Origin of the sequence: Bradyrhizobium murdochi (assembly GCF_000472965.1) — a bacterium.
In the GTDB taxonomy this organism is placed as follows: Bacteria; Pseudomonadota; Alphaproteobacteria; order Rhizobiales; family Xanthobacteraceae; genus Bradyrhizobium; species Bradyrhizobium murdochi.
The window spans coordinates 1-15,497 of record NZ_AXAU01000033.1 but is presented as its reverse complement, the minus strand read 5'-3'; the positions used below and the strand labels follow the sequence as shown (position 1 = coordinate 15,497).

Annotated in this window: 19 protein-coding genes; 15 read left to right on the top strand and 4 right to left on the bottom strand. The window is 62.0% G+C overall.

The genetic code is table 11. The features are described from left to right. Positions 1 to 192 precede the first annotated feature (192 nt). The 3 genes from YUO_RS42725 to YUO_RS0134675 all read right to left on the bottom strand — a co-directional run bounded on the left by YUO_RS42725 (position 193) and on the right by YUO_RS0134675 (position 2,901). Positions 193 to 1,692: a sigma-54-dependent transcriptional regulator gene (locus tag YUO_RS42725; RefSeq protein ID WP_035728276.1), complete on the bottom strand. Its 1,500-nt coding sequence runs from the start codon at positions 1,690 to 1,692 to the stop codon at positions 193 to 195. A 101-nt stretch (positions 1,693 to 1,793) separates the two neighbouring features. After that, on the bottom strand, positions 1,794 to 2,438 hold the full coding sequence (locus YUO_RS0134680) for a TerC family protein (RefSeq protein ID WP_035728275.1): 645 nt from the start codon (positions 2,436 to 2,438) through the stop codon (positions 1,794 to 1,796). A gap of 121 nt (positions 2,439 to 2,559) precedes the next feature. Further along, positions 2,560 to 2,901, bottom strand: coding sequence for a hypothetical protein (locus YUO_RS0134675; RefSeq protein ID WP_028351313.1), 342 nt, complete (start codon positions 2,899 to 2,901; stop codon positions 2,560 to 2,562). Between the two features lie 77 nt (positions 2,902 to 2,978). Between YUO_RS0134675 and YUO_RS42720 the strand changes: the two genes are divergently transcribed. From YUO_RS42720 to YUO_RS0134590, 15 genes are all read left to right on the top strand, one after another. Beyond that, positions 2,979 to 3,311, top strand: a complete 333-nt coding sequence (locus tag YUO_RS42720; RefSeq protein ID WP_051379803.1) for a helix-turn-helix domain-containing protein — start codon at positions 2,979 to 2,981, stop codon at positions 3,309 to 3,311. A 2-nt stretch (positions 3,312 to 3,313) separates the two neighbouring features. Next, a complete protein-coding gene (locus YUO_RS0134660) occupies positions 3,314 to 3,751 on the top strand; it encodes a hypothetical protein (protein ID WP_156908896.1) in 438 nt (145 codons plus the stop codon). 42 nt (positions 3,752 to 3,793) lie between these two features. After that, entirely contained in the window at positions 3,794 to 5,656 is a 1,863-nt protein-coding gene (locus YUO_RS0134655; protein WP_028351311.1) for a M3 family oligoendopeptidase, read from the top strand. 100 nt (positions 5,657 to 5,756) lie between these two features. Next, positions 5,757 to 6,344, top strand: coding sequence for a dioxygenase family protein (locus YUO_RS42715; protein WP_035728273.1), 588 nt, complete (start codon positions 5,757 to 5,759; stop codon positions 6,342 to 6,344). Between the two features lie 130 nt (positions 6,345 to 6,474). Further along, positions 6,475 to 6,735 carry an AbrB/MazE/SpoVT family DNA-binding domain-containing protein gene (locus YUO_RS0134645; protein ID WP_051379805.1) on the top strand — a complete coding sequence of 87 codons (261 nt, stop codon included), beginning with the start codon at positions 6,475 to 6,477 and terminating at the stop codon, positions 6,733 to 6,735. After that, complete coding sequence (locus tag YUO_RS0134640) at positions 6,732 to 7,118, top strand: type II toxin-antitoxin system death-on-curing family toxin (RefSeq protein ID WP_028351309.1); 387 nt, start codon at positions 6,732 to 6,734, stop codon at positions 7,116 to 7,118. The genes YUO_RS0134645 and YUO_RS0134640 overlap by 4 nt, the downstream gene beginning before the upstream one ends. 83 nt (positions 7,119 to 7,201) lie before the next feature. Then, positions 7,202 to 7,354, top strand: a complete 153-nt coding sequence (locus tag YUO_RS0134635; RefSeq protein WP_028351308.1) for an aa3-type cytochrome c oxidase subunit IV — start codon at positions 7,202 to 7,204, stop codon at positions 7,352 to 7,354. A gap of 134 nt (positions 7,355 to 7,488) precedes the next feature. After that, a complete protein-coding gene (locus tag YUO_RS0134630; RefSeq protein ID WP_028351307.1) occupies positions 7,489 to 8,616 on the top strand; it encodes a Re/Si-specific NAD(P)(+) transhydrogenase subunit alpha in 1,128 nt (375 codons plus the stop codon). 11 nt (positions 8,617 to 8,627) lie between these two features. Beyond that, the gene (locus YUO_RS0134625) at positions 8,628 to 8,945 is read left to right on the top strand and encodes a proton-translocating transhydrogenase family protein (protein WP_018453812.1); all 318 of its coding nucleotides are present in this window, start codon (positions 8,628 to 8,630) and stop codon (positions 8,943 to 8,945) included. A 43-nt stretch (positions 8,946 to 8,988) separates the two neighbouring features. Beyond that, positions 8,989 to 10,386 (top strand): NAD(P)(+) transhydrogenase (Re/Si-specific) subunit beta, encoded by a 1,398-nt coding sequence (locus tag YUO_RS0134620; RefSeq protein WP_028351306.1) that lies wholly within the window; start codon positions 8,989 to 8,991, stop codon positions 10,384 to 10,386. Between the two features lie 32 nt (positions 10,387 to 10,418). Continuing rightward, on the top strand, positions 10,419 to 11,528 hold the full coding sequence (locus tag YUO_RS0134610) for a serine hydrolase domain-containing protein (RefSeq protein WP_083754846.1): 1,110 nt from the start codon (positions 10,419 to 10,421) through the stop codon (positions 11,526 to 11,528). A gap of 57 nt (positions 11,529 to 11,585) precedes the next feature. Next, positions 11,586 to 12,443: an alpha/beta hydrolase gene (locus YUO_RS42710; protein WP_051379801.1), complete on the top strand. Its 858-nt coding sequence runs from the start codon at positions 11,586 to 11,588 to the stop codon at positions 12,441 to 12,443. 4 nt (positions 12,444 to 12,447) lie between these two features. Then, on the top strand, positions 12,448 to 13,548 hold the full coding sequence (locus tag YUO_RS0134600) for a calcium:cation antiporter (protein WP_028351304.1): 1,101 nt from the start codon (positions 12,448 to 12,450) through the stop codon (positions 13,546 to 13,548). Between the two features lie 21 nt (positions 13,549 to 13,569). Next, positions 13,570 to 13,854 carry a cupin domain-containing protein gene (locus YUO_RS0134595; protein ID WP_028351303.1) on the top strand — a complete coding sequence of 95 codons (285 nt, stop codon included), beginning with the start codon at positions 13,570 to 13,572 and terminating at the stop codon, positions 13,852 to 13,854. A 185-nt stretch (positions 13,855 to 14,039) separates the two neighbouring features. Further along, positions 14,040 to 15,080: a hypothetical protein gene (locus tag YUO_RS0134590; RefSeq protein ID WP_028351302.1), complete on the top strand. Its 1,041-nt coding sequence runs from the start codon at positions 14,040 to 14,042 to the stop codon at positions 15,078 to 15,080. Positions 15,081 to 15,306: 226 nt separating this feature from the next. Here the strand turns inward: YUO_RS0134590 and YUO_RS45565 are convergent. Continuing rightward, positions 15,307 to 15,497 (bottom strand): integrase core domain-containing protein (locus YUO_RS45565; RefSeq protein ID WP_156908895.1); only part of this gene is annotated, 191 nt, incomplete at its 5' end.

Sequence of the window (15,497 nt, the reverse complement as noted above, 5' to 3'; positions counted from 1 at the left end):
GGGACCACTCACGACAAACTGACCTCAAACTACCCGTTTGCATTCGGGTCACGCGGTTTTGCCACGCGACCCGTCATTTGTCTGTCACCGCCAAGCCACGGTTCAAAAGCTTCCGAACGACCGACGTCCTTGGTTTGCCACGATCTTTGCCACGCGGGCGCCGTAATCGCGTAAGCGCCCGTTGCTCGCGTCTCAACCGGCGTCCTGTGCGCCGCCTTCGGCCGGATCGCTGGCGGCGGCTTCATCGAGCTTACGGTAGAGCGTGGAACGGCCGATCTTGAGCCGGCGCGCGACTTCCGACATCTGGCCGCGATAATGCGAGATCGCGAAACGGATGATCTCGTTTTCCATGTCTTCGAGCGGCCGCACCTCGCCGGTGGCGGTCAGCATCGAAAGGTTGCCGGCAGTGGCGAGCGGGGCAATTGGTATTTCGCTACCCGATACCATGGCAGGCGCCGTCGATGGCGCGACGACCAGCGGCTCGCTGTGCGTTAGCTGGCCGTCCGGTACGCCCTGGCCGAGGACTTGCGGGAAATCAGACAGGCCGAGCTGATCGCTCTCGCTCATGACGACGGCGCGGTACACCGTGTTTTCGAGTTGGCGGATGTTGCCGGGCCAATCGAGCTGCGCGAGATGGGCCACGGCCTCGCCGCTGATGCCGGTGATGGTGCGGTTCTCCTCGGCGGCAAAGCGCGCCAGGAAATGCCGCAACAGATGCGGGATGTCTTCGCGCCGCATCCGCAGCGGCGGAATGGTCAGCGGCAGCACGTGCAGCCGGTAGAACAGGTCCTCGCGGAACGCGCCGCTCTTCACGAGATCAAGCAGCTTGCGGTTGGTCGCGGAAATGATGCGGACGTCGACCTTCACCGGCTTGCGGCCTCCGACCGCCTCGACGGTTCCTTCCTGTAGCGCGCGCAAAAGCTTTACTTGCGCCGCGAGCGGGAGCTCGCCGACCTCGTCGAGAAACAGCGTGCCGCCGGAAGCTTCGACGAACTTGCCCATGTGCCGTTCGGTGGCGCCGGTGAAGGCGCCCTTCTCATGGCCGAACAGGATCGACTCCACGAGATTGTCGGGAATGGCACCGCAATTGACCGCGACGAAGGGTTTTGCCTTGCGTTCGCCGGAACCGTGAATGGCGCGGGCGAACAATTCCTTGCCCACGCCGGATTCGCCTTCGATCAGCACCGGAATGCTGGAAGCTGCCGCCTTCTGCGCGGTGCGCAGCACGGCTGCCATGGTTTCGCTGCGCGTGATGATGTCGGCAAAGGTCAGCCGTCCCTCGCGGCTGTGACGGATGCGCTGCAATTCGCCCTTGAGCGCTGAGGTGTTGAGCGCGTTGCGCAGCGACACCTGCAACCGTTCGAAGCCGACCGGCTTGACCACGAAATCCTGCGCGCCGGCGCGCATCGCCGAAACCACGTTGTCGATGCCGCCATGCGCGGTCTGCACGATGACGGGTATGGTCAGGCCTGCCTCACGCATTTTTGCGAGCACGCCGAGTCCGTCGAGGCCGGGCATTACGAGGTCGAGCACGACCGCGTCGATCGCTTGCGCATCCGGAGCCGTCAGCAAGGCCACGGCCGCATCGCCGCTGTCGACGACCAGGGGCTCATAGCCGCACTTCTGCACCATGTTTTCAACCAAACGGCGCTGTACGGCGTCGTCGTCGGCAATCAAAATGGTGGCAGCCATGGCTCTCCCCGCACGCTACTGTATTGTACCGAATCGGGGCAATTTCGCCGATGCCGATTAACGTTCTCTTAAACGTTGAAAACGGCGTTGTTGAGAAGCGGTCAGACGTTAAGGTGTGGCCACACTTCGAGCGCGCCGCGATAGCACATGTCGAGAGCCACATAGAGTATGATGGCGAGGCCGACATAGGCGATCCAGCGCTGCTTCTCCAGCAGGCGCGCGATGAAGTTAGCGGCAAGCCCCATCAGCGCGATGGAGAGCGCCAACCCGAAAACCAGAATCATCGGATGTTCGCGCGCTGCGCCCGCGACGGCGAGCACGTTATCGAGCGACATCGAGACGTCGGCGAGCGTGATCTGCCAGACGGCCTGGCCAAGCGTTTTTCGATGACGTTCAGGGGCGGACGCATCGATCGTGCTTGCGGCTGAGAGACTCTGCAATTTCGGTTCATCGTGATGCGATGTACGCAACTCGCGCCACATCTTCCAGCACACCCAAAGCAGCAGAACGCCGCCGGCGAGCAGAAGTCCAATGATTTGTAGCAACTGGACCGTTACGGAGGCGAAGCCGATGCGCAGGGCGGTGGCGGCCAATATGCCGATCACAATCGCCTTCCTGCGCTGGCCCTCAGGAAGACCCGCGGCCGCAAGTCCGATGACGATCGCATTATCGCCGGCGAGCACCAGGTCGATCATGATGACCTGGAAAAGCGCTGTCAGGTGTTGCGAGGAGATTAGTTCCAGCATTTGGGCCACTCCGTTGAAGTGTCCAATCCGACATCGCAGTTCGCGGTGAACTGCCAGAGGGGCCCGGGCTTGGACGAACACATGTAAAAGGGCGCAGTCAGGCTGCGAAAAACTGCTTCCGTTATTCAGGTTGGTCGGAAAGGGCGAAGAGCTCGACGAGTTGATCCGGTTCGATCAGAACGGACAGGACGACGCCGATGAACGTCAGGCTTCCGGCGAGGTCGAACCACATGATGCGGAATCGGTCGCGCCGGCAGAGCAGCGCGAAGCCGGCCGTCAATGCGGCGACGCCAAAGAGTAGGGTGACGATCGCGGGCGCCAGCGCCTCCGCCGGCACCACGTTCCGAATTCCCGCGGTCGCAATCAGCGCCACGAGCAGGATGCCGGCGAACAACTCCTTGCCGCGAGCCGCAGGGGTGCGGGCGGTCGTTTCAACAATCTGACTGCGGTCCAAGAAGGCCATCGGATTCTTATTCGCGAGCTGAGATGTGGTAGGGAACATTACCTACCCGGTCATTCATTCCAGATAGTTTAGTAATCATGAAACGAGTAAAACATCAAGACGGTTCCGCTGAACGTCAGCCGGCTAAGGCTGCGCCGGACGCCAAGCAGCTGCGGAAACTGGCCGGGGATTGGCTGAAGCAGCGAAGGGCGGATGCCGAATTGTCGCAGGCGGATCTCGCTGCTCGCCTAGGCCTGAAATATTACACGTTCATCTCTCAGGTCGAGAACGGATTCAGTCGAGTTCCAACTGAAATTATGGGAGCTTGGGCCGGCGAATTGGGTCTTGAACCGGCCGTCTTCGCTAGGCATCTGTTAAGGTACTACGAGCCGGAATTGCACCGGCTGCTGTTCGGAGCGGAAAGCACATGAGCGTGGTCGCGTTCGAGCGCAAACAGGACGCCGGCGAGTGGAGCGAGCGAGAACTCAGCACCATTCTCACAGCTCTGAATGCAGCGCTTGCGCCGAGCACCGGACGCGAATGGGAAACCGGCATGACGGAGAAGCGCGATGCCCAGTTCTACCTGCTGGGACCGCTTCCGGATCAGGCTTGCGAGTTGTGCGTGTCGCGAATCGGCGGACGTTACATCCTCGAGGATGGATTGGGGCGGCTGCTGTTCGAGCACCGAAATCTCGACCTCGTCGCGCTGCACGCGCGGGCGGCAGTCCCGAGCACGTCGTGGCTCATGGTACGCGTGATTGTGTTGTGGTGCGCGGTCCGTAGCGTGATGAACGAAAAGGTCGAGCCGATGCTCGCCGAAAGCGAGGAACTGCTTGTCCAATTGGCGCCGCAGCTTTCGGCTTTTGCCTGATCTCACCCAATTTCCTGATCACCTCGCAATTTTGAAAGTGTCATGCGCGCAAAATCTGCGACCTCCCGAGCCGTCAAGACGTCCCGTAAGCCCGTCAAGGGCAGCAAGGCGAGCGCAGCCAAACCCAAAACCGGCAAATTGCCGGAATGGAATCTCGCCGATCTTTATTCCGGCATCGACGCGCCTGAAATCGCACGCGATCTGCAGAAGATGGATACCGACTGCGTCGAGTTTGAAACGGACTACAAGGGCAAGCTGGCGGAAGGCGTTGCCCGCGACGAGGGCGGTCTTTGGCTAGCGGAGGCGGTCAGGCGCTACGAGGCGATTGACGATTTGGCCGGCCGGCTCGGCTCCTATGCAGGCCTCGTTCATGCCGGCGACAGCGTCGATCCCGTGATTTCCAAATTCTACGGCGACGTCTCCGAGCGGCTGACGGCGGCCTCGCTGCATCTCTTGTTCTTCGCGCTCGAACTTAACCGCATCGAAGACGCCGTGATCGAGCGCGCGATGCAAACGCCCGAGCTCGCGCATTACCGGCCGTGGATAGAGGATCTGCGCAAGGACAAGCCATATCAGCTCGAAGATCGCGTCGAGCAGTTGTTTCACGAGAAATCGCAGAGCGGCTACGCTGCCTGGAACCGGCTGTTCGACCAGACCATCTCCGGTCTGCGCTTCAAGGTCGGGACCAAGGAGCTCGCGATCGAGCCGACGCTCAATCTGCTGCAGGACCGTGCGCCGGAAAAGCGCAAGGCCGCCGCGCAGGCGCTGGCGAAAACGTTCAAGGAGAATGAGCGGACCTTTGCCCTCGTCACCAACACGCTCGCCAAGGACAAGGAAATTTCCGATCGCTGGCGTGGCTTCCAGGACGTCGCGGATTCGCGCCACCTGAATAACCGCGTCGAACGCGAGGTCGTCGATGCGCTGGTCGGCTCGGTTCGCGCGGCCTATCCGCGGCTGTCGCACCGCTACTACAATCTGAAAGCCGGCTGGTTCAAAAAGAAGAAGCTGGCGCATTGGGACCGCAACGCGCCGCTGCCGTTCGCGGCCGCCGGCACGATCGCCTGGCCCGAGGCGCAGAAGATGGTGCTGACGGCCTATCGCGGCTTCTCCGCCGAGATGGCTGATATCGCGGAACGTTTCTTCACCGACCGCTGGATCGATGCGCCGGTGCGGCCGGGCAAGGTGCCGGGCGCGTTCTCGCACCCGACCACGCCCTCGGCGCATCCCTATGTGCTGATGAATTACCAGGGCAAGCCGCGCGACGTGATGACGCTGGCGCATGAGCTCGGCCATGGCGTGCACCAGGTGCTGGCCGCGAAGAACGGCGCGCTGATGGCGCCGACGCCGCTGACGCTTGCGGAGACGGCAAGCGTGTTCGGCGAAATGCTGACCTTCAAACGGCTATTGTCGCAGACCAAAAACGCCAAGCAGCGCCAGGCGCTGCTGGCCGGCAAGGTCGAGGACATGATCAACACCGTGGTGCGGCAGATCGCGTTCTATTCGTTCGAGCGCGCCGTGCACACCGAGCGCAAGAACGGCGAACTGACCGCCGAGCGCGTCGGCCAGATCTGGCTCAGCGTGCAGGGTGAAAGCCTCGGGCCGGCCATCGACATCCGTCCGGGCTACGAGAATTTCTGGATGTACATTCCGCACTTCATCCATTCGCCGTTCTACGTCTACGCCTATGCGTTCGGCGATTGCCTGGTGAACTCGCTTTACGCCGTCTACGAAAACGCGACCGAGGGTTTCGCCGAGCGCTATCTCGCCATGCTCGCGGCCGGCGGCACCAAGCATTATTCCGAGCTGCTCAAGCCGTTCGGGCTCGATGCCAGGGATCCCAAATTCTGGGACGGCGGGCTGTCGGTCATCGCAGGCATGATCGACGAGCTGGAAGCGATGGGCTGACGGGTTCGGCCCCGGGCACGAAACGGAATTGTGATGGGCGCGGATACAATTTCCGCCGCTGTCACCCTACATGATAGGGGCGACAAGAGGGGAGTGCCCCATGATCGACACCCCGACACGGCGCGCGGTACTTGGAGCGGGCGTCTTCGCCGCCGGTTCGCTGCTCACGATTGACGCCAGCATTGCGGAGGCCCCGCTAGCCCCCACCCCCGAATGCCATGACGGCGACGCCGCAACGGTGGCGCAGACCGAAGGGCCGTTCTTCAAGCCCTCTTCGCCCGAGCGCGTCGAGCTGATTGAAGAAGGCATGGCGGGACAGCCGATCGAACTGGTCGGCTTCGTTCTTACCCGCGCCTGCAAGCCGGTCGCCGGGGCCCTGCTGGATTTCTGGCAGGCCGACGACAAGGGCCGCTATGACAATTCCGGTTTTCGCCTGCGCGGCCATCAGTTTTCCGATGCGGAAGGGCGCTACCGGCTGCGCAGCATCGTGCCTGGCGCCTATGTCGGCCGTACACGCCATATCCACGTGAAGGTGCAGCCGCGCGGCGGCCGCGTGCTGACCACGCAGCTCTATTTCCCCGGCGAATCGCTGAACCGCACCGACGGCCTGTTTCGCAAAGAATTGCTGATGCGTACGGCCAAGAACGCCGGCTGGCTCGCGGGGCGTTTCGATTTCGTGATCGGCTAAGGGGCGGGCTCGCTTTCCGGGATCGGGCGGCTCATAAGAGCCAGCCGTAAAACATTTGTTGAACGGACCGCGACGGCGTGTTATACACATTGTATAACGGAGCTGTGCCATGAACAAAACCCCCCGCGGAATGGAAGAGGCGTCTCGCGAATACAAACTCGAGGACACCGCCCTTCAAATCCGGAAGATCGGCAACTCGGTCGGTGTGATCCTGCCGAAAGAGCTTCTTGCCCGGCTCAATCTCAAGGAGGGCGACAAGTTCTATCCGGTCGAACAACCCGATGGCAGTCTGCGGCTTTCGCCATTCAACCCCAAGCACGCGCGGACCATGGAAATCGCGCGCAAGGTCATGCACGAGTATCGCGATACGTTCGCCGCGCTTGCAAAATGAGTGAGCCAGTCTGGCTCGACGTCGATGAAGTTATCGACATGCATGCCGAGCAACTCGCGATATTCGGGGGACCGGAAGGCATTCGAGATCGGGGTCTTCTCGAGTCGGCGGTATTGCGGCCGGTCAACCAGTGGAGTTACGGGCAGACGGACATGGCTGCACTTGCTGCAGCCTATGCGTTCGGTCTCGCCCGTAACCACGCGTTTGTGGATGGCAACAAGCGAATCGCGTTCCACGCCATGATGGTCTTCTTGCGCGTCAACGACATACCCTTTGCGCCCGATCCGGCGCACGCCACCGCCATCATCCTGTCCCTCGCCGCAGGCGAGGTCAGCGAAGAAAGCCTGGCCCGCTGGATCCGGGATAATTGGCCTTCCGAATGACCCGATAGGCAAGGGGCCGTTGCCCTCCCAAACGCTTTGCGGTAATTGCACGCGAGAAACGCGGATTTTGACTGGGGATACCGATGGCAGACCATAACGAAGTGGCCTACACGACCGCTGACGGCAACGACTATCCGGCACATGAGCAGACCTATGAAGGGTTCATCATGCTGGTCAAATACGGCACCCTCGCCGTCGTAATTATTGTCGCCCTGATGGGTTATTTCCTGACCTGACGCGTCGCTGCCTGCACCGCCGGCCCCGGCGGTGGCCAGAAAATTCGCACGCATGCCGGTTGCGAAACCGGTATCCAACTAAGCGAAAAAGACGCTAGTTTGCTTGCGCGCGCCCGCCGCGCCGGGGAGGCCTCATGAAAATTGCCGTTGCCAAGGAAATCGATCCGTCCGAACCGCGGGTTGCCGCTTCCCCGGACACAATCAAGAAATTCAAGGCGCTGGGCGCCGAAGTCGCGATCGAACCGGGTGCGGGCGTCAAGTCGGGCCTGCCGGATTCCGAATTCACCGCCGTCGGCGCCACCGTCAGCGCCGACGCGCTAAAGGACGCCGACATCATCATCAAGGTGAAGCGGCCTGAAGCGAGCGAGTTGGCGCAGTACAAGCGCGGCGCGCTGGTCATCGCCATCATGGACCCTTACGGCAATGAGGCGGCGCTGAAGACGATCGCGGATGCCGGCGTCTCGGCATTTGCGATGGAACTGATGCCGCGCATTACGCGCGCACAAGTTATGGACGTGCTGTCCAGCCAAGCAAATCTCGCCGGCTATCGCGCGGTGATCGAGGCGGCCGAATCCTTTGGCCGGGCGTTCCCGATGATGATGACGGCGGCCGGCACCGTGCCGGCGGCGAAGGTATTTGTGATGGGCGTCGGCGTTGCCGGCCTGCAGGCAATTGCGACCGCGCGCCGGCTCGGTGCCGTCGTTACCGCAACCGACGTGCGTCCGGCCACCAAAGAGCAGGTCGAATCGCTCGGCGCCAAATTTCTCGCGGTCGAGGACGAGGAGTTCAAAAACGCCCAGACCGCCGGCGGCTACGCCAAGGAAATGTCGAAAGAGTATCAGGCAAAGCAGGCCGCACTCACCGCCGAGCACGTCAAGAAGCAGGACATCGTGATCACGACCGCGCTGATCCCGGGCCGCCCCGCGCCAAGGCTCGTCAGCACCGAGATGGTCAAATCGATGAAGCCGGGTTCGGTGCTGGTCGATCTCGCCGTCGAGCGCGGTGGCAACGTCGAAGGCGCGAAGCCGGGCGAGGTCGTCGATGTCGATGGCATCAAGATCGTCGGCTACACCAATGTCGCCGGCCGCGTGGCGCAATCGGCCTCGAGCCTTTACGCCCGCAACCTGTTCTCGTTCATCGAGACCCTGGTCGACAAGGCAAACAAGGCGCTCGCGGTCAATTGGGAAGACGAACTGGTGAAAGCCACCGCGCTGACCAAGGATGGCGCCGTCATCCATCCGAACTTCCAGCCGAAAGCCTAAGGAGAGAAGCCATGGAGCATGTCGCCCAAGTCGTCGACCCCTTCGTATTCCGGCTGTCGATTTTCGTCCTCGCCGTCTTCGTCGGCTACTTCGTGGTCTGGTCGGTGACGCCTGCGCTGCATACGCCTTTGATGTCGGTGACGAATGCGATCTCCTCGGTGATCGTGGTCGGTGCGCTGCTCGCGGTCGGCGTCGGCATGATCTCGAGCGGCTCGGGCTGGGCGCGCGGCTTCGGCTTCATCGCGCTGATCTTCGCCTGCGTGAACATATTTGGCGGCTTCCTTGTCACCCAGCGCATGCTGGCGATGTACAAGAAGAAGGTGAAGTGAGCGGCGTGCACCTCGTGGTGACAAAGTCAAATGGGGACCTGAGATGAACGCCAATCTGGCAGCAGTTCTTTATCTCGTGGCGGGTGTGCTGTTCATCCTGTCGCTGCGCGGGCTGTCCAGTCCCGCATCGTCCCGCCAGGGCAATCTATTTGGCATGATCGGCATGGCGATCGCGGTCGCCACCACGCTGGCGAGCCATCCGCCGGCGGACGGTGTTGCCTGGGTGCTGGTCATCCTCGGTATCGCCATCGGCGGGGCGATCGGGGCAGTGATCGCGCGGCGCGTGCCGATGACCTCGATGCCGGAACTGGTCGCGGCGTTCCACTCGCTGGTCGGCATGGCCGCGGTGCTGGTCGCCGCCGGCGCCTTCTACGCGCCCGAAGCCTTCGACATCGGCAAGCCCGGTGCCATTCACGCCTCGAGCCTGGTCGAGATGTCGCTCGGCGTCGCCATCGGTGCGCTGACCTTCACCGGTTCGGTGATCGCGTTCCTGAAGCTTTCCGCCCGCATGAGTGGCGCGCCGATCATACTGCCCGGCCGCCACATCATCAACATCGCGCTCGCGCTTGCGCTGGTGTTCTTCATTTTTGGCCTGGTCCGCTCCGGCAGCGCGCTCGACTTCTGGCTGATCACGATCATCGCGCTGGTGCTCGGCGTGCTCATGATCATCCCGATCGGCGGCGCCGACATGCCGGTCGTGATCTCGATGCTGAATTCCTATTCGGGGTGGGCCGCGGCCGGCATCGGCTTCACGCTCGGTAATTCCGCGCTGATCATCACCGGCGCGCTGGTCGGCTCCTCGGGCGCGATCCTGTCCTACATCATGTGCCACGCGATGAACCGCTCTTTCATCTCGGTCATCCTTGGCGGCTTCGGCGGCGAAACGGCGGCCGCGGGCGGCGGCTCCGGCGAACAGAAGCCCGCCAAGCTCGGCTCGGCCGACGACGCCGCCTTCATCATGAAGAACGCCTCCAAGGTCATCATCGTGCCCGGCTACGGCATGGCGGTGGCACAGGCCCAGCACGCGCTGCGCGAAATGAGCGATCTTTTGAAGAAGGAAGGCGTCGAGGTGAAGTACGCCATTCACCCGGTCGCGGGGCGCATGCCCGGCCACATGAACGTGCTGCTCGCCGAAGCCAATGTGCCCTATGACGAGGTGTTCGAGCTCGAGGACATCAACTCCGAATTCGCCCAGGCCGACATCGCCTTCGTGATCGGCGCCAACGACGTCACCAATCCGGCGGCGGAAGAAGACAAGACCTCGCCGATCTACGGCATGCCGGTGCTGCAGGTCTGGAAGGCCGGCACCGTGATGTTCATCAAGCGCTCGCTGGCATCGGGCTATGCCGGCATCGACAATCCGCTGTTCTATCGCGACAACACCATGATGCTGCTCGGTGATGCCAAGAAGGTCACCGAGAACATCGTCAAGGGGATGTAACGGATCGGGGCACCATGTTCGCGCGTCGTCAGATGATCATCGGCGCCGCGGCGACTATCGGCAACGCCGCCATCTGTCCGCTCCCCACACTAGCATTCGAATGGAACAAAGTACCGCCATCTGAGACGGGCTTTGCGCCCGATATCGAATCGCGCCTCGACAGACTGATCGCCGACCGGCGCATTTGGGGGTTGCACGGTGTTATTATCGCGCGTCGCGGCAGGCTGGTGTTCGAGCGCTATTTCGAAGGCGAAGACGAGAACTGGGGTAGCCCCATCGGCCACACCGCGTTCGGGCCGGACACGCTGCACGACCTGCGCTCTGTCACTAAGAGCATTCTCGGCCTGCTGTACGGCCAAGCATTGGCGGCCGGCAAGGTCCCGACTCTCGATCAGCCGATACTGGCCTCGTTCCCCGAATGCGCGGATCTCGCTGCCGACCCGCGGAATAAGCGCATGACAGTGGCGCACGCCCTGACAATGACGCTCGGACTGGAATGGAATGAGGACATTCCCTACGAAGACCCGAACAACAGCGAGGTGCTGATGGAAGCCTCGCCGGATCGTTATCGCTACATCTTCAGTCGGCCGTTCATTGCGGAGCCTGGCACTCGCTGGATCTATGGCGCCGCCGCGACCACGTTGATAGGCAGGCTCATCGTCAAGGGCACGGGTCAATCGCTGCCCGATTTCGCCCGCACAGCGTTGTTCGACCCGATCGGCATTGGGCGGATCGAATGGACCAAAGGTTCCAACGGCGCGCCCGCGCCCGCTTCGGGCCTGCGAATGACGCCGCGCGATCTCGCGCGCATTGGCCAGCTCATTCTCAATCGCGGAGAATGGGACGGACGCCAGATCGTCCCTGCGGATTGGCTCGAGCAATCTTTCAAGGCTTACGTCGCCGTCGACGAGACGCGCCGCTATGGCTATTTCTGGTACGCTGGCGATCTCCAGTACGGTAAACCGCCAAACCGTCCGATCGCTCATTGGATCGGGGCATTCGGTTACGGGGGTCAGAGACTGTTCGTGTTTCCCGAACTCGACCTTTCAGTGGCAATTATGGCTGGTAACTACAATGATGGGAATCAGTGGATGCCGCCGATCCGAGTAATCCGCGAAGTCGTGCTGGCGAGCATCTTGTAATAACCTGGGAGATCACACTGGCCGATAGGCAATGTTGCCTGTAAGCATCGCAGAGTTATGACGACCTTGAAATGGCTGCTCATCATCATCTCAGCCGGTTATATCTGTGGCCTGCTCGCGCTGTTCTTCGCGCAGCGTGCCGTGCTGTTTCCTGCGCCGACAGGCGCGCGCACGGCACCGCAAGCGGCGGGCTTTCCCGAAGCAGAAGAACACATCCTGGCCACAGCCGACGGTGAGAAGGTCATCGTCTGGCATGTTCCGGCCAAGCCGGGGCGTCCGGTCGTCCTCTACTTCCACGGCAATGGCGATTATCTCGCCGGCTTCTTCGGCCGTTTTCGCGGCCTGATCGCCGACGGGATAGGAATCGTCGCGCTCTCCTATCGCGGCTATGCCGGCTCGAGCGGGCAGCCGAGTGAGCAGGGATTGCTGCAGGATGCCGCGGCGGCCTATGCTTTCACGGCAGCGCGATACAGCGCGGACAGAATCGTTGCGTGGGGATTCTCGCTTGGCACCGGCGTCGCAGTTGCGCTGGCGGGCGCGCAGCCGGTCGGAAAGCTGATCCTGGAATCGTCCTTTACTTCCATTGTGGACGTCGCCGCGTCCGCGTTCTGGTTCGCGCCGGTGCGGCTGTTGATGCGCGATCAATTCCACTCCGACCGGCACATCGCCCGGATCAGGGTTCCGCTGCTCATGATGCATGGCGCGCTCGATCCCACGATACCCGTTGCCTTTGGCGAACGGCTGTTCGCGCTGGCGAACGAGCCGAAACGGTTTGTCCGCCTCGCCCGGGGAAGTCACAACGATCTGGACAATTTCGGCGCGATTGAAATCGCGCGGAATTTTATCAATCTTGCGCAGGGATGGTCGCAGCATGGACGGGCATATCTTCCGTCCACCAACCGGTTGGGAACTTGACTGCATGAGCGCACATGGACCGATGCCGCGATCGGCCTGGATATTCCCCGCGCTGGCGATGGTGCTGTTTGCCGCGGCCACCGGCCTCGGGCTCAACTTCACGCCGTCAGTTGGCGGGTTCGTGTTTGCGGTGCTGCTGCTCGCAATCCTGTTCGGCACCGTGTTCGCAGCCGTGCACCATGCCGAGGTGATTGCCGAGCGGATCGGCGAACCATATGGCACGCTGCTGTTGACGCTCGCCGTCACCATCATTGAGGTCGCGCTGATCGCCACCATCATGCTCGGCGAAAAGCCGCAGCCGGCGCTGGCGCGCGACACCGTGTTTGCGGTGGTGATGATCGTGTGCAACGGCCTCGTCGGCCTCTGCATCTTCATCGGCGGCTTGCGCTACCGCGAGCAGGATTTCCAGGTCTCCGGCGCCAACCTTTATCTCAGCGTGCTGTTCGTGCTGTCAACCATTACGCTGATCATGCCCAATTATACGCTGACGGCGCCGGGGCCGATCTATTCGGCGGCGCAGCTCGGCTTTGTGGACCTGGTCACGCTCATGCTCTACGGCGTGTTCCTTTATACCCAGACAATCCGGCACAGTGATTATTTCATCAAGGGAGGCGCCGGTGGTTCTGCCGCCGAAACATCATCCCTGTCGAACCGGATGCTGGCGCTCAGCATCGCGCTGCTGCTTGTCTCCCTACTCGCCGTGGTGCTTCTAGCCAAGAAATTTTCGGTGGTGGTCGATGTCGTGACCGCGATGATCGGCGCCCCACCGGCGTTCGCCGGCGTGCTGGTCGCGATCCTCATCCTGCTCCCGGAGGGGGTCACCGCTATCGCAGCCGCACGCAACAACGATCTGCAGAAGAGCATCAATCTCGCGCTCGGATCATCGCTGGCGACCATCGGGCTGACTATTCCCGCCGTCGGCCTAGCCACCTACGTGCTCGACAAGGAGCTTGTGCTTGGGCTCAACGGTCAGGGCATGGTGTTGCTGTTGCTCACGTTCTTCCTGAGCATTCTCACCTTCGGCACCGGCCGCACCAACATCCTGTTTGGGCTCGTGCACATGCTGGTATTCGCCGTGTTCCTGTTCCTGGTATTCGTGCCGTAATCCCACTGGAGTAAAGCCGACATGCTTGCCGCCAAATCCGATGTTCAGGTCGATACATCAGAAGTCCGCGTTACCGAGTGGCGGCTGGCGCCGGGCAGCGCCACCGGCCACCACACCCATGAAATGGACTACGTGATCGTGCCGATAACCTCGGGCGAGATGACGATCGTCGCGCCGAACGGCGAACGCACCAAGGCGCAGCTCGCCTCCGGCAAATCCTATTTCCGGAAGGCCGGCGTCCAGCACGACGTGCTCAACGAGACCGCAAGCGAGATTGTGTTTCTAGAGGTTGAACTGAAGCCCTGAGCCTCTCTCGGGTTCCAGCTTGATCGCGGGTGCCGCGCCTACGGCTCTGGGACGAACCCGTAGGGCGATTGGCAGATGTCGCTGCACCTGCACAGGAACTGCTGAATTGCCATCGATCCGTCGTAGTTGATCCCTCAATGTGCCTCAAAGTTCCGGCAATTGGAGGGCCGCGGGGAGTGGCCGGAATGCTGAATTACCTCAAGAAATTTGCGGTGGACATCTTCCCCTCGGTGGCCGCGACGGTCATCGGGGCGTACATCGTCAACCACTACATCGTGACAAAGCCCAGCGCGGACGCTCCCGCGGCGGCGTCGGCGGCCGCCAATCCCAGCAAGGCTGCAGCCAAATCCGATACCAAGACATCCGATACCAAGACGTCCGATACTAAGACGTCCGAGACCACGGCCAGCGTGAGCAATATTCCGGCCGCAGGCGTCAAGGCGAGGGGTATCTCCGAGAAGGCCATCATGGAGAAGACCGCTGCCGAACGACCGGCGGTGGCTGAAAAGGCCCAAGCGAAAGCGGAAGAAAAGTCCGAAGCGAAGGCTGACGCCAAAGCCGATGCCAAATCCTCCGATTCCAAGTCTTCAGATCCTAAGGCCGACGTGAAATCGGCCGAGAGCCCGGCTGACGCTGCGAGCAATCCGGCCGACCAGCGCCGTCATGCAGCGGCGCCGCGCGAAAAGGAAAAGATCAGGGTCATACTGCCGTCGCCCGTGCAGCCTGTGGCGTCCCAGGCCACTCCGGTTGTAGTGGCTGCGCCGGCCGCCTCGGTCGAGACTGCGGCTACGCCGGATGAACGGCGCGATGCCAACGATTTGGCGCGCGCCGCGATCGAACGCCTGCGCGCCAACGGCGAAACGTCTCCGCGCGCCCCCGAGACGGCCCGTGCTCCTGAAGCACCCCGTGCCCCCGAAACATCCAGGGTCGCAAATGCGCCTGCTGCCGTGAATGCGCCCGCGCTTCGTCCGCTGCCGCCGCCGGTCATGGTCTCGGGCCCACCCGCTGGCGAACCCAATGGTCAGGTTTCGGCGCAGCCACGGCCGCCTTATGCTGAGGCCATCGACCCGAACCGCCCAGTCCCGCCCGCCGAAATTCCAGTCTCGCGCCCGCTCGATCTGCGTGCCGAAGTTGCGGCGCCTTCCGTCCGCGAACGCGCCACGGCGGCTGCCGAGGACGCGCTGTCGACTGCGAAGTCCATCTTCCACGCAGTGCTGCCGAAATAGTCTGCGGTCTTCACCGAAAGCGTCCATATCATGATGCGATTTCGTAGAATCGCATCATGATCTCATCTTTTTGTTTGAGCATGATCTTTTCGGAAAACCGCTTCGCACTTTTCCGGATCATGCCCTAGAGCGTTTTCCAGCGAAGTGGACACCGGTTCGCGTCAAGAAAACGCGTCAAAACAAAAACCTAGAGCCCGGTTCTGATTTAATCAGAACCGAAAAGGCTCTAGGTGTGGAGCCTCAACAGGTTGTTCCCGGTTAGACCGAGTCTGCTGATGGGTGGCTTTGATCCGATACTGCCATGAGGTCTGTGCCAATTGTAGCGGTGAAGCCAGCGTGGCAGTTCGGCGGCGCGTTCGTCTGAGGTGTCGTAAGCGCGGGCATAAGCCCACTCGCGCAGGCTTGTCTGGATGAAGC